Genomic DNA, 13780 nt, shown 5'->3' on the forward strand with positions numbered 1-13780 from the left:
TGAACACTATCGGTCGATGCCGACCCGTGCTTGACCGCAGGAGAAGTCTGCGACACCGCGACGCTCCGGGCAGCCCTCTGAGCAGCACGCAGTCCGGTTCGTGGGACAGAGTGACGGCCAGGGACGCCGCCCGGCTACCCTGGCCGGGTGCGCCTTCCGCCGAAGACGCAAAGCCGACAGCCGTCGCATCCCAGGGAGTACATCCATGGCCTCGTCGCCGACCCCTTCCGCCGACAGCCGGACCCGAGCCGCAGCCCTCCGCGAGGCGCTCGCCACCCGTGTGGTGGTGGCCGATGGCGCCATGGGCACCATGCTCCAGGCACAGGACCCCACGCTCGAGGACTTCGAGAACCTCGAGGGCTGCAACGAGATCCTGAATCTCACGCGCCCCGACATCGTGCGGTCGGTGCACGAGGAGTACTTCGCGGTCGGTGTGGACTGCGTGGAGACGAACACCTTCGGCGCCAACACCGCCGCACTGGGCGAGTACGACATCGCGGAGCGTGTCTTCGAGCTGTCCGAGTCCGGTGCGCGCATCGCCCGCGAGGTCGCCGACGAGTTCACCGCCTCCACCGGACAGCAGCGCTGGGTGCTCGGCTCCATGGGGCCGGGGACGAAGCTGCCGACACTCGGCCACGCCCCCTACGTCACCCTGCGCGACGGGTTCCAGCAGAACGCCGAGGGCCTCATCGCAGGTGGCGCCGACGCGCTGATCGTCGAGACGACCCAGGACCTCCTGCAGACCAAGGCCGGCATCCTGGGCGCGCGGCGCGCCCTGGAGGCACTGGGCAGCGATCTGCCGCTGCTGGTCTCGCTGGCCTTCGAAACCACCGGGACCATGCTCCTCGGCTCCGAGATCGGCGCCGCGCTGACGGCCCTCGAGCCCCTCGGCGTCGACATGATCGGCCTGAACTGCTCGACCGGCCCGGCCGAGATGAGCGAGCACCTGCGCTACCTCACGCGCCACTCCCGCATCCCGCTGCTCTGCATGCCCAACGCCGGACTGCCCGTCCTCACGAAGGACGGCGCGCACTTCCCCCTCGACCCCGAGGGACTCGCCGACGCCCAGGAGACATTCGTCCAGGAGTACGGGCTGTCGCTGGTCGGCGGCTGCTGCGGTACGACTCCGGAGCACCTGCGCCAGCTCGTCGACCGGGTCCGCGGCAGCGACCTCACCACCCGCGACCCCAGCCCCGAGCCCGGTGCCGCCTCGCTGTACCAGACCGTCCCGTTCCGGCAGGACACCTCGTACCTGGCCATCGGGGAGCGGACCAACGCCAACGGCTCCAAGAAGTTCCGCGAGGCCATGCTGGAGGCCCGCTGGGACGACTGCGTGGAGATGGCCAGGGACCAGATCCGCGAAGGCGCGCACATGCTCGACCTCTGCGTCGACTATGTGGGCCGTGACGGGGTGGCGGACATGGAGGAGCTGGCCGGACGGTTCGCCACCGCCTCCACCCTCCCGCTCGTCCTCGACTCCACCGAACTGCCCGTGCTGCGGGCCGGCCTGGAGAAGATCGGCGGCCGCGCGGTCCTGAACTCGGTCAACTACGAGGACGGCGACGGCCCCGAGTCGCGCTTCGTCCAGGTCACGCGGCTGGCCGCCGAGCACGGTGCCGCACTGATCGCGCTGACCATCGACGAGGAGGGCCAGGCCCGCACCGTCGAGCACAAGGTCGCCATCGCGGAGCGGCTGATCGCGGACCTGACGGGCAACTGGGGCATCCACGAGTCCGACATCCTCATCGACACCCTGACCTTCACCATCTGCACCGGTCAGGAGGAGTCGCGCGGCGACGGCATCGCCACCATCGGCGCCATCCGGGAGCTGAAGAAGCGCCACCCCGAGGTGCAGACCACACTCGGCCTCTCGAACATCTCATTCGGTCTGAACCCGGCCGCCCGCGTCGTGCTCAACTCCGTCTTCCTCGACGAGTGCGTGAAGGCGGGGCTGGACTCGGCGATCGTGCACGCCTCGAAGATCCTGCCCATCGCGCGGCTGGAGGAGGAGCAGGTGAAGGTCGCCCTCGACCTCATCTACGACCGCCGCGCCGAGGGCTACGACCCTCTGCAGCGGCTCATGGAGCTGTTCGAGGGCGTCAACATGAAGTCGATGAAGCAGGGCAAGGCCGAGGAACTCCTCGCGCTGCCGCTCGACGAGCGCCTCAAGCGCCGCATCATCGACGGCGAGAAGAACGGCCTGGAGGCCGACCTCACCGAGGCCCTGGAGACCCGCCCGGCCCTGGACATCGTCAACGACACCCTGCTGGACGGCATGAAGGTCGTCGGCGAACTCTTCGGCTCCGGCCAGATGCAGCTGCCGTTCGTCCTCCAGTCCGCCGAGGTGATGAAGTCCGCGGTCGCCCACCTGGAACCGCACATGGAGAAGTCGGACGCCGAGGGCAAGGGCACCATCGTGCTGGCCACCGTCCGCGGTGACGTCCACGACATCGGCAAGAACCTCGTCGACATCATCCTGTCCAACAACGGGTTCAACGTCGTCAACATCGGCATCAAGCAGCCCGTCTCCGCGATCCTGGACGCGGCCGAGGAGCACAAGGCCGACGTCATCGGCATGTCCGGTCTCCTGGTGAAGTCCACCGTGATCATGAAGGAGAACCTCCAGGAGCTCAACCAGCGCAAGCTGGCCGCCGACTACCCCGTCATCCTGGGCGGCGCCGCCCTGACCCGCGCCTACGTCGAGCAGGACCTGCACGAGATCTACGAGGGCGAGGTCCGCTACGCCCGCGACGCCTTCGAGGGGCTGCGGCTGATGGACGCCCTGATCGCGGTCAAGCGCGGTGTTCCCGGCGCCACCCTCCCCGAGCTCAAGCAGCGCCGCGTGCCCAAGCGCGACGCGGCCGCGCTGGAGGTCGAGGAGCCGCAGGAGGGCGGCCGTTCCGACGTGTCGGTCACCAACCCGGTCCCGACCCCGCCGTTCTGGGGGACCAGGGTCGTCAAGGGCATCCAGCTCAAGGAGTACGCCTCCTGGCTCGACGAGGGCGCGCTCTTCAAGGGCCAGTGGGGCCTCAAGCAGGCCCGCGCCGGCGACGGACCCACCTACGAGGAGCTCGTCGAGACGGAGGGCCGCCCCCACCTGCGCGGCTGGCTCGACAAGCTGCACACCGAGAACCTCCTGGAGGCGGCCGTCGTCCACGGCTACTTCCCCTGCGTCTCCAAGGGCGACGACCTGATCCTGCTCCACGAGGACGGTTCCGAGCGGACCCGCTTCACCTTCCCGCGCCAGCGCCGCGGCCGCCGCCTGTGCCTCGCGGACTACTTCCGCCCCGAGGAGTCCGGCGAGACCGATGTCGTCGGCCTCCAGGTCGTCACCGTCGGCTCGAAGATCGGCGGCGAGACCGCCAAGCTCTTCGAGGCCAACGCCTACCGCGACTACCTGGAGCTGCACGGACTGTCCGTGCAGCTCGCCGAGGCCCTCGCCGAGTACTGGCACGCCCGCGTCCGCTCCGAGCTTGGCTACTCCGGCGAGGACCCCGACCAGGTCGAGGACATGTTCGCGCTGAAGTACCGCGGCGCCCGCTTCTCCCTCGGCTACGGGGCCTGCCCCGACCTGGAGGACCGCGCCAAGATCGCCGAGCTGCTCCAGCCCGAGCGCATCGGTGTCCACCTCTCCGAGGAGTTCCAGCTCCACCCCGAACAGTCCACCGACGCGATCGTCATCCACCACCCGGAGGCGAAGTACTTCAACGCGCGGTAAGACGCCGTTCGCGCGTGGTAGCGGGACGAGACGTACACTGGTCGGTCCAGTGCAGGCCGGTCGCCCTCCCTCCGGGGAAAGGTGGCCGGCCTTCTCGTCCCTCATGGAAGGTGTGCCGGATGACCAGTACGATCCCCGCGTCCCTGACCCGTACGGCCGAGGGCGCCGCCTTGCAAGCAGTCTTTCTCGACATGGACGGCACCCTGGTCGACACCGAGGGTTTCTGGTGGGACGTCGAGGTCGAGGTGTTCGCCGACCTCGGCCACCGGCTGGACGAGGCGTGGCGGGACGTGGTCGTCGGCGGTCCGATGACCCGCAGCGCCGGGTACCTGATCGACTCGACCGGTGCGGACATCACGCTCGCCGAGCTCACCGTGCTGCTCAACGACCGCTTCGAGAAGCGCATCGGCCTCGGTGTGCCACTGATGCCGGGTGCCGCCCGGCTGCTCGCCGAACTGGCTGCCCACGAGGTGCCGACCGCGCTCGTCTCCGCCTCGCACCGGCGGATCATCGACCGGGTGCTCGACTCCGTGGGCCACCACCACTTCGCGCTGACCGTGGCCGGCGACGAGGTCTCCCGCACGAAGCCGCATCCGGAGCCCTATCTCGCCGCCGCGGCCGGCTTCGGCGCCGACCCGCGCCTGTGCGCGGTCATCGAGGACACCGCGACCGGGGTGGCCGCGGCGGAGGCCGCCGGGTGCCTGGTGGTCGCCGTGCCGTCCGTGTCGCCGATCGCACCCGCTGCCCGCCGGGTCGTCGTGAACTCGCTCGAAGAAGTCGATCTCGCATTTCTCAGAGGCCTGGTCACAGGAATGCGTTGATACGCGCACCGAGAGTATTTCTGTGAACGAACGGAAAATGTCTCGGCGCCGGAACGTGCTTTTTCTGTTGTGTCGGCGTGCAAATAAGGCCGGTACATGTCAACGGGCTGAAAGTGGCCATGGAGTGACCTTCATCACCCTTTCAGCCGGCAATGCGGTCGCGAGATCTGCCCTGCTGCCCGTTTTCGTGCACCCAAGTGTCCTGATTCGTGGATCGGTGTACGAATAATTCCGGGATCCGGAAATCGGTACGCCATTCATTCCCGTCACCGTCCGATTACGCATCGGGAAGTGCCGGTCCGGCATTGCCCATGGCGCCTACTAATGTCGTTTTCTCCATGACCGCATGAGGGAGAACGTCCAAGATGAACCGCAAGACGCTGGTGCTGCCGGCCGTCCTCGGCCTGCTCACGCCCGTACTCGCCGCCTGTGGCGCGTCGGAGAGCGGGAGCGAGGGCAAGGGCGCCATCGTTGTCGGCACCACCGACCAGTTCGTCGCCACGAAGGACGTCCCCGCACCGCTGGACCCCGCCATCGGCTACGAGGCAGGCGTCTGGAACGTACTGCGGCAGACCGTGCAGACCCTGACGCACATTCCGCGCGGCGGCGGTGAGCCGGTGCCCGAGGCCGCCGAGAGCTGTGCGTTCACGGACACGGCGAACGAGAGCTACCGCTGCAAACTGCGCAGCGGCCTGAAATTCGCCGACGGCAGCCCGGTCACCGCCCAGGACGTGAAGTACTCCATCGACCGCGTCATCCGGATCAAGTCCACCAATGGACCGGTCTCGCTGCTCAACAACATCGACACCGTCGAGACCAAGGGCGACCGCGAGGTCGTGTTCCACCTCCGGGCCCCGGACGCGACGTTCCCGTACAAGCTCGCCACCCCGCCCGCCGGAATAGTCCAGCCGGACAAATATCCGGCGACCTCCGCGCGCAACGGATTCCAGGTGGACGGCTCCGGCCCTTACACCATGAAGCCGGAAGTGAAGAACGACCAGGTCGTGAAAGTCGTCTTCACCAGGAACCCCCACTACAAGGGGGATCTCAAGGTGCTGAACGACGAGGTCGAACTGGACCTCTTCCCCGACGCCGCGGCCATGGGCAAGGCGCTCGACGACAAGAAGATCGACATGATGACGCGCACCATGTCGCCGAAGCAGTCCCAGCAGATGCTGGAGAGCCCCAAGGACGGCATCAAGCTGACCGAGATGCCGGGGCTCGCCATCAGTTACCTCGGATTCGACACCGACGACCCCGCCGTCCGGAACAAGGCGGTCCGCCAGGCCATGGCGCAGGTCATCGACCGCGGGCAGATCGCGAGCGAGGTGTACGGCGCCACGGCCGAACCGCTGTACTCGCTGATCCCGTCCAGCATCGCCGGGCACACCAACTCGTTCTTCAACAAGTACGGCGAGCCCAGCAAGGCCAAGGCCGCCGCGATCCTGAAGGACGCCGGGATCGACACCCCGGTGAAGTTCACCCTGCACTACACGAGCGACCACTACGGCGACGCGACCGCCACCGAGTTCAAGACCCTGCAGAAGCAGCTGAACGCCACCGGGCTGTTCGACATCACCGTCGAGGGCGCCCCCTGGTCGAAGTACCGGCCCGCCGAACTGCGGGGCGAGTACGCCGCCTACGGCATGGGCTGGTTCCCCGACTTCCCGGACCCGGACAACTACACGGCGCCGTTCCTCGACAAGGACAACTTCCTCAACTCGCCCTACCGGTCGGCCGTCGCCCAGAAGACGCTCATCCCGCAGTCCCGCCGCGAGGCCGACCGCAGCGTCGCCGCCACGACCTTCAAGCGCATCCAGGACATCGTCGCCGAGGACGTCCCGGTCCTCCCGGTCTGGCAGGGCAAGCAGTACGTCGCCTCGCGCGACGGCCTCACCGGCGTCGAGTGGGCGGTCAACTCCTCCGCCGACCTCCAGCTCTGGGAGCTCGGCCGCTCCGACTGACCCCGGACGCCGCCCCGGCCCCGGACCCGCCAGGGTCACTACTGGGCGCCGGGGCGCACCAGTCCGCTCTCATAGGCGTAGACGGCAGCCTGTACGCGGTCGCGCAGGCTCAGCTTCGTCAGGACGTGGCCCACATGCGTCTTGACCGTCGTCTCGCTGACGAAGAGGTCCGCGGCGATCTCCGCGTTCGACAGGCCGCGCGCCACCAGCTTCAGAACCTCCACCTCACGGTCCGTCAGCGTGTTCAGGGTGTCCGGCACCGCCTCCTCGCCGGACGGCAGATGGTCGGCGTACTTGTCCAGCAGCCGGCGCGTGATGCTCGGGGCGAGCATCGCCTCGCCGCCCGCGACCACCCGGATCGCCTGCACCAGCTCGTTGGCCGGGGCGTCCTTGAGCAGGAAGCCGCTGGCGCCGGCCCGCAGTGCCTCGACGACGTACTCGTCGAGATCGAACGTGGTGAGCACCAGCACCTTCGCCGGGCCGTCCCGGCCGGGGCCGGTGATCTGACGCGTCGCCTCGACACCGTCCATCCGCGGCATCCGGATGTCCATCAGCACCACATCGGGCTGCAGCGCCCGAACCTGGTCGAGAGCCTGGAGACCGTCACCGGCCTCGCCCACCACCGCGAGATCGCCCTCCGCCTCCAGAATCATCCGGAAGCCGGTGCGCAGCAGCGGCTGGTCGTCGACCAGTAGGACGCGGATTGCCACGGAGTCTCCTTAAGGTCCTTCAAGGGCCGCAGGCCGGCCGGCCTCAGCACGGACCGGTTCCATTCTGCCCTGGACATCCTGCGCCGACTCCGCCGGGCGCACCGACAGCGGATAGACCGGGGGAGTCCCACCGAATTCGGGGCAGAGCGCCTGGTGGTCGCACCAGCCGCACAGCTTCGTGGGCCGCGGCCGCCACTCGCCGGTCTCCGTGGCCAGCGAGATCGCCTCCCACAGCGTCAGCAGCTTGCGCTCCACCCGCTCCAGGTCCGCCACCACCGGGTCGTACGTCATCACGTCCCCGCTGCCGAGGTAGACCAGCTGGAGCCGGCGCGGCACCACGTTCTTCAGCCGCCAGATGACCAGCGCGTAGAACTTCATCTGGAAAAGGGCGCCCTCCGCATACTCCGGACGCGGCGCCTTCCCCGTCTTGTAGTCGACGATCCGGACGTCGCCGGACGGCGTCACGTCGATCCGGTCGATCACCCCGCGCAGCCGCAGCCCCGACTCCAGCTCCGTCTCGACGAACATCTCCCGCTCGGCCGGCTCCAGCCGCGTCGGGTCCTCCAGCGAGAACCAGCGCTCCACCAGCCGCTCCGCCTCCGACAGCCAGCGCGACAGCCGCTCGCCCTGCGGATCCTCGGCGAACAGCTCCGACAGCTCGGGCTTCGACTCCAGCAGCCGGTCCCACTGCGCCGGGATCAGCGCGGTGGCCCGGACGGGCGTCCGCTCGGTCGCGGGGTTGTCGAAGAGCCGCTCCAGCACCGCATGGACCAGTGTCCCCGGGTAGCCGCCTCACTGGGCTTCTGCGGCAGTCTGTCGATGACCCGGAAGCGGTACAGCAGGGGGCACTGCATGAAGTCGCTCGCCCGCGACGGCGAAAGGGACGAGGGCGGCTGAGGCGGCCGCGGCACTGAGGTCATGACGAAGACCCTACGACCCGCCACTGACAACAACCGGCATACCATCGACCACAGACCCCGGAACACTGCATGATCGTGCCGGACGGCACCGACCGAAGGGACCTCGTGGACGAGAGCGGCGACAGCGGGCGGCCGCAGCCCGGCGCAGGGGGAAAGGACCCCGGTGCCGGCCCCGACAAGCCCACCAAGGGGCGCCGGGAAGAGCCGGGCGGCGGCATCCTGATGGGCCGCCCCTTCGGAGTGCCGGTCTACGTCGCACCGAGCTGGTTCCTCGTCGCAGCGCTGATCACCTGGGTCTTCGGTGGTCAGCTCGACCGGGTCCTGCCCGGCCTCGGCGCGGCCCGCTACCTCGTCGCACTCTTCTTCGCCATCGCCTTCTACGCCTCCGTGCTCGTCCACGAACTCGCCCACACGGTCGCCGCACTGCGCTACAAGCTCCCGGTACGCCGCATCCAGCTCCAGTTCTTCGGCGGTGTCTCCGAGATCGAGAAGGAATCCGAGACGCCCGGCCGCGAGTTCGTCCTCGCCTTCGTCGGCCCGCTGCTCTCCCTCGTCCTGGCCGGCGTCTTCTACATCCCGCTGAACTTCGTCGAGCGCGGCACCGTCCCCGGGGTGCTGCTCGGCGGGCTGATGATCTCCAACCTGATCGTCGCGGTCTTCAACCTCCTGCCCGGCCTCCCGCTCGACGGCGGCCGCATGCTCCGCGCCGTCGTCTGGAAGATCACCGGACGCCCGATGAGCGGCACCGTCGCCGCCGCCTGGGTCGGCCGCGCCCTTGCCGTCGTCACCCTCATCGGCCTTCCCCTCCTCACCCACACCGGGTCCCTCGGGAACGACACCGACGACCTCGGCGGCATGGACACCGTCATCGACGCCCTGCTCGCCGCCGTACTGGCCGCCATCATCTGGACCGGAGCGGGCAACAGCCTGCGCATGGCCCGGCTGCGCGAGCACCTCCCCGACCTGCGCGCCCGCACCCTCACCAGGCGCGCCGTACCGGTCGAGGCGGCCACCCCGCTCTCCGAGGCCCTGCGCAGGGCCAACGAGGCCGGAGCGCGCGCCCTCGTCGTCGTCGACGCGAACGGCGAGCCCAAGGCGCTCGTCCGCGAGGCCGCCATCGTCTCCGTCCCCGAACACCGCCGCCCCTGGGTCGCCGTAAGCGGCCTCGCCCAGGACCTCACCGACGGCATGAAGGTCTCCGCCGAGCTCGCCGGCGAAGCCCTCCTGGACCGCCTCAAGGCCAGCCCCGCCACCGAGTACCTCGTCGTCGAGGACACCGGCGAGATCTACGGGGTGCTGTCCACGGCCGACGTGGAACGGGCGTTCGTGGCGGCGATGGCCCGGCCCGCCGCCTGAGCCCCGCGCACTCGCCAGGACGCGCGGTCGGAGGCCCCGGAAACACCGGTACGCTGGTCACATGTCTGAACCGACCGGTGCCGCCCGCCGACGTGGGCCCTTCAAGGTCGGGGACCAGGTCCAGCTCACCGATCCCAAGGGACGCCACTACACCTTCACGCTCGAAGCCGGAAAGAGTTTCCACACCCACAAGGGCTCTTTCCAGCACGACGAGCTGATCGGTGCTCCCGAGGGCAGCGTTGTCCGTACCACGGGAAACGTCGTCTACCTGGCGCTGCGCCCCCTGCTCCCCGACTACGTCCTGTCCATGCCCCGCGGCGCCGCCGTGGTCTACCCCAAGGACGCGGGGCAGATCCTGGCCTTCGGCGACATCTTCCCCGGCGCCCGCGTCGTGGAGGCCGGCGTGGGATCCGGCGCCCTGTCCACCTTCCTGCTCCGCGCCATCGGCGAGCAGGGCATGCTGCACTCCTACGAGCGCCGCGAGGACTTCGCCGAGATCGCCCAGCAGAACGTCGAGCGCTACTTCGGGAACCCGCACCCCGCCTGGCAGCTCACTGTCGGCGACCTCCAGGACAACCTCACGGACACCGACGTCGACCGTGTCGTCCTGGACATGCTCGCGCCCTGGGAGTGCCTGGAGGCCGTCTCCAAGGCGCTCGTCCCGGGCGGCATCCTGTGCGCGTACGTGGCGACCACCACCCAGCTCTCCCGGACGGTCGAGTCCATCCGCGAGATCGGCTGCTTCGCGGAGCCCCAGCCCTGGGAGTCGATGATCCGCAACTGGCACGTCGAGGGTCTCGCCGTGCGCCCGGACCACCGCATGATCGGGCACACCGGCTTCCTGGTCACCGCCCGCCGGCTGGCCGACGGGGTGCAGGCACCCCCGCGCCGCCGCCGCCCCTCCAAGGGTGCCTACGGCGACGACTACGACGGGCCTGGCAGCAAGAGCGGCTCCGCCCGCGACTGATCCCGAGCAACGCACCGGCGCCGCCGCCGAGTTCCCGGACCGACCCGGGAACTCGGCGGCGGCGCCTTTTCGTTGCCGCGGCGACGGCGGACCGGGGGCCGCGATCCGCGGCGACCCCACCGTTCCGCTGCCGTGTGAGGTGTGGCACGATGCTGGCCACCCCCACCCCGCCGTCGACGTCCTGCCGACGGCACTGCCCCTCAGGCATTCCGCACCACAGGAACCACAGGAGACATCCCGCGTGCAGACCTCCGCGCTCCCGGACCTCGCGCACACCGACACCACGACGATGCACTGGCTCGCCACCGCGGCGGCCATGGCCGCCGTCGTCGCGGCAGCCGGCCTGCTCCAGCCCGACGCGACCGCCTCCGCCTCCACCACCGCCCACCGCACCACGGTGCAGCAGGGCACGGCATCCGCCGCCCCGCCGGATCCGGCGCGCGCGGTGTTTCCGCTGCAGTGCGGCGGCGTCGGCACCACCGTCGCCAAACAGGTCCCCGGCGACCTCGACGGCGACGGCCGTCCGGAAACCGTCGCGGTGGTCCACTGCGCGGCCGGATCCGGTACCCCGCCGAGCGGCGTCTACGTCCTCACACAGGCGGGCGGGGCCGCACCGAGGATCGTCGCGACCCTGGTGGACCCCACCCAGAAAATGAGCGTCGGCGACTTCACGGTGCGTGACCGCGTCGTCTCCGCCACGCTCCTCGGCTACTCCTCGGCCTCGGTCCCCAGCTGCTGCCCCGACCAGCAGGAAAAGGTCACCTGGCAGTGGCAGAACGGTGCCTTCGTACGGAGCAGCCAGTCCGACGGCGCCGCCGACGGCAGCGCCTGAGCGGTCCCCGCGCGCAGCCGCCGGCCCAGGGCCGCCGGTCGTGGCGGTGGCTCAGGCGGCCTCGGGACCGAAGACCTCGACCCTGTCCGAAACGCGTCGTACATGGATGCAGTCGCCCGGGCACTCCTTGGCCGAGTCGACGACGTCCTGGAAGAGCGGCAGCGGTACCGGGGTGGTCGCGCCCTTCTCCTGCAGGAGCTCGTCCTCGTCGCTCTTGACGTAGGCGAGCCCGTCGATGTCGAGCTCGAAGACCTCGGGCGCGTACTGCACGCAGATGCCGTCCCCCGTGCAGAGGTCCTGGTCGATCCAGACCTCCAGGTCCTGCGACTCGCTGCCGGTGGGAGCATCCTGCTGCACGGTCATTTCTCCTGCCGTTTCCTGCGTATCCGGACCGGAAAAAGCCAGCCCTGACGGGTGTTGAACACTTCGACGATACAACCGGCTGCTTTTCGATGTTGAAGGGTGGGTATTCCCCTGACACGAGGGAGAGGTCGCAAGGGTGAAGATCGGACACGCCCCACAGTCTTTGTGATCTAGGGGTTTCAATCATCACCCACCCAGGTAGGGTCAGGAAGCGTCCAGCTCCCCTTGGAGGAGGTGAGGACCGTGGCAGCCCACGACGACGACACCAACCGCGGCATCCGGCCCGGACGGGGGTCCGATGACCCAGCCGGCCAGGTCGCCTATCTTGAGCAGGAAATCGCCGTCCTGCGACGTAAGCTCGCCGACTCTCCGCGCCATACGAGGATTCTCGAAGAGCGGATCGTCGAGTTCCAGACCAACCTTGCGGGCGTGTCCGCTCAGAACGAGCGGCTCGCCAACACACTCCGCGAGGCCCGCGACCAGATCGTGGCCCTCAAGGAAGAGGTCGACCGGCTCGCACAGCCGCCGGCCGGCTTCGGTGTGTTCCTGCAGGCCAACGAGGACGGCACCTGCGACATCTTCACCGGGGGCCGCAAGCTCCGGGTGAACGTCAGCCCAAGCGTTGAGCTCGAAGACCTCCGGCGCGGCCAGGAAGTCATGCTCAACGAAGCGCTCAACGTGGTCGACGCCATGGAATTCGAGCGCGCCGGGGACATCGTCACCCTCAAGGAAATCCTTGAGGACGGCGAACGAGCCCTGGTGGTCGGGCACACCGACGAGGAACGGGTGGTGCGGCTCGCCGAGCCGTTGCTGGACATCACCATCCGCCCCGGCGACGCCCTGCTGCTCGAACCCAGGTCCGGCTACGTCTACGAAGTCGTCCCCAAGAGCGAGGTCGAAGAGCTCGTCCTCGAAGAAGTCCCGGACATCGACTACGACAAGATCGGCGGACTGGGCGACCAGATCGAGCTGATCCGCGACGCGGTCGAGCTCCCCTACCTTCACCCAGACCTCTTCAAGGAGCACGAGCTGCGGCCACCGAAGGGCATCCTGCTCTACGGCCCGCCCGGCTGCGGCAAGACACTCATTGCCAAAGCGGTCGCCAACTCCCTTGCGAAGAAGGTCGCCGAGGTAACCGGCCAGCCCACCGGCAAGAGCTACTTCCTCAACATCAAGGGCCCCGAGCTCCTCAACAAGTACGTCGGCGAGACCGAGCGGCATATCCGCCTGGTCTTCCAGCGTGCTCGCGAGAAGGCGAGTGAGGGCACCCCCGTCATCGTCTTCTTCGACGAGATGGAGTCCCTCTTCCGCACCCGGGGATCCGGCGTCAGCTCGGACGTGGAGAACACCATCGTCCCGCAGCTGCTCGCCGAGATCGACGGCGTGGAGGGCCTGGAGAACGTCATCGTCATCGGCGCCTCCAACCGCGAGGACATGATCGACCCCGCGATCCTGCGACCGGGCCGCCTCGATGTGAAGATCAAGATCGAGCGTCCCGACGCGGAGGCCGCGAAGGACATCTTCGCGAAGTACCTCACGCCTTCGCTGCCGCTGCACGCGGACGACCTCGCCGAGCACACCGGCTCCAGGGAAGCCGCTGCGCACGCCATGATCCAGTCGGTCGTCGAGCGGATGTACACCGAGTCCGAGGAGAACCGCTTCCTCGAGGTCACGTACGCCAACGGCGACAAGGAAGTCCTGTACTTCAAGGACTTCAACTCCGGCGCGATGATCCAGAACATCGTCGACCGGGCCAAGAAGATGGCCATCAAGGCCTTCCTCGATCAGGGCCAGAAGGGCCTTCGCGTCTCCCATCTCCTCCAGGCATGCGTGGACGAGTTCAAGGAGAACGAGGACCTGCCGAACACCACCAACCCGGACGACTGGGCCAGGATCTCCGGCAAGAAGGGTGAGCGGATCGTCTTCATCCGCACACTCGTCACCGGAAAGCAGGGCGCGGACTCCGGTCGCTCCATCGACACGGTGGCAAACACCGGGCAGTACCTGTAGAACGCAGACCGGCTGCGGATGCCCGGCCGGGCATCCGCAGCCGGTTGCTTTCCGGACAGCTCCGACGACACCGGAGTAATGACGTAATTGATCTCCCCAGCGGCACTGAGGCGCTCTAG

The 13780-nt window shown here is 68.7% G+C and carries 9 protein-coding genes and 1 pseudogene; 7 read left to right on the forward strand and 3 right to left on the reverse strand.

Features of this window, described 5'->3' with window-relative positions:
- Positions 1-205: 205 nt before the first annotated feature.
- The 3 genes from metH to LNW71_RS27420 all read left to right on the forward strand — a co-directional run bounded on the left by metH (position 206) and on the right by LNW71_RS27420 (position 6503).
- Positions 206-3718 (forward strand): methionine synthase, encoded by a 3513-nt coding sequence (gene metH, locus LNW71_RS27410; RefSeq protein ID WP_250970654.1) that lies wholly within the window; start codon positions 206-208, stop codon positions 3716-3718.
- Positions 3719-3837: 119 nt separating this feature from the next.
- Positions 3838-4539 carry an HAD family phosphatase gene (locus LNW71_RS27415; RefSeq protein ID WP_250970655.1) on the forward strand — a complete coding sequence of 234 codons (702 nt, stop codon included), beginning with the start codon at positions 3838-3840 and terminating at the stop codon, positions 4537-4539.
- A gap of 365 nt (positions 4540-4904) precedes the next feature.
- Complete coding sequence (locus tag LNW71_RS27420) at positions 4905-6503, forward strand: ABC transporter substrate-binding protein (protein ID WP_250970656.1); 1599 nt, start codon at positions 4905-4907, stop codon at positions 6501-6503.
- Positions 6504-6541: 38 nt separating this feature from the next.
- Here the strand turns inward: LNW71_RS27420 and LNW71_RS27425 are convergent, their stop codons facing one another.
- Positions 6542-7213 (reverse strand): response regulator transcription factor, encoded by a 672-nt coding sequence (locus tag LNW71_RS27425; RefSeq protein WP_250970657.1) that lies wholly within the window; start codon positions 7211-7213, stop codon positions 6542-6544.
- Between the two features lie 9 nt (positions 7214-7222).
- A pseudogene (locus LNW71_RS27430) lies at positions 7223-8067 on the reverse strand (RecB family exonuclease).
- Positions 8068-8238: 171 nt separating this feature from the next.
- Here LNW71_RS27430 and LNW71_RS27435 point away from each other — a divergent pair.
- From LNW71_RS27435 to LNW71_RS27445, 3 genes are all read left to right on the forward strand, one after another.
- The gene (locus LNW71_RS27435; RefSeq protein ID WP_250972166.1) at positions 8239-9489 is read left to right on the forward strand and encodes a site-2 protease family protein; all 1251 of its coding nucleotides are present in this window, start codon (positions 8239-8241) and stop codon (positions 9487-9489) included.
- Positions 9490-9550: 61 nt separating this feature from the next.
- A complete protein-coding gene (locus LNW71_RS27440; RefSeq protein ID WP_250970658.1) occupies positions 9551-10456 on the forward strand; it encodes a tRNA (adenine-N1)-methyltransferase in 906 nt (301 codons plus the stop codon).
- Between the two features lie 241 nt (positions 10457-10697).
- The gene (locus tag LNW71_RS27445; protein ID WP_250970659.1) at positions 10698-11288 is read left to right on the forward strand and encodes a hypothetical protein; all 591 of its coding nucleotides are present in this window, start codon (positions 10698-10700) and stop codon (positions 11286-11288) included.
- A 51-nt stretch (positions 11289-11339) separates the two neighbouring features.
- Here the strand turns inward: LNW71_RS27445 and LNW71_RS27450 are convergent, their stop codons facing one another.
- The gene (locus LNW71_RS27450; RefSeq protein ID WP_250970660.1) at positions 11340-11651 is read right to left on the reverse strand and encodes a ferredoxin; all 312 of its coding nucleotides are present in this window, start codon (positions 11649-11651) and stop codon (positions 11340-11342) included.
- Between the two features lie 243 nt (positions 11652-11894).
- On the opposite strand from LNW71_RS27450, the gene arc reads away from it, so the two are divergent.
- Positions 11895-13661: a proteasome ATPase gene (arc, locus tag LNW71_RS27455; protein WP_250970661.1), complete on the forward strand. Its 1767-nt coding sequence runs from the start codon at positions 11895-11897 to the stop codon at positions 13659-13661.
- The last annotated feature ends 119 nt before the right edge of the window (positions 13662-13780 follow it).

The sequence above is a fragment of the Streptomyces sp. RKAG290 genome (genome assembly GCF_023701695.1).
Taxonomy (GTDB): Bacteria; Actinomycetota; Actinomycetes; order Streptomycetales; family Streptomycetaceae; genus Streptomyces.

Excerpts from the sequence above, each read along its gene's own strand:
- metH (WP_250970654.1), top strand. The coding sequence starts at position 206 with ATGGCCTCGTCGCCGACCCCTTCCGCCGACAGCCGGACCCGAGCCGCA.
- LNW71_RS27415 (WP_250970655.1), top strand. The coding sequence starts at position 3,838 with ATGACCAGTACGATCCCCGCGTCCCTGACCCGTACGGCCGAGGGCGCC.
- LNW71_RS27420 (WP_250970656.1), top strand. The coding sequence starts at position 4,905 with ATGAACCGCAAGACGCTGGTGCTGCCGGCCGTCCTCGGCCTGCTCACG.
- LNW71_RS27440 (WP_250970658.1), top strand. The coding sequence starts at position 9,551 with ATGTCTGAACCGACCGGTGCCGCCCGCCGACGTGGGCCCTTCAAGGTC.
- LNW71_RS27450 (WP_250970660.1), bottom strand. The coding sequence starts at position 11,651 with ATGACCGTGCAGCAGGATGCTCCCACCGGCAGCGAGTCGCAGGACCTG.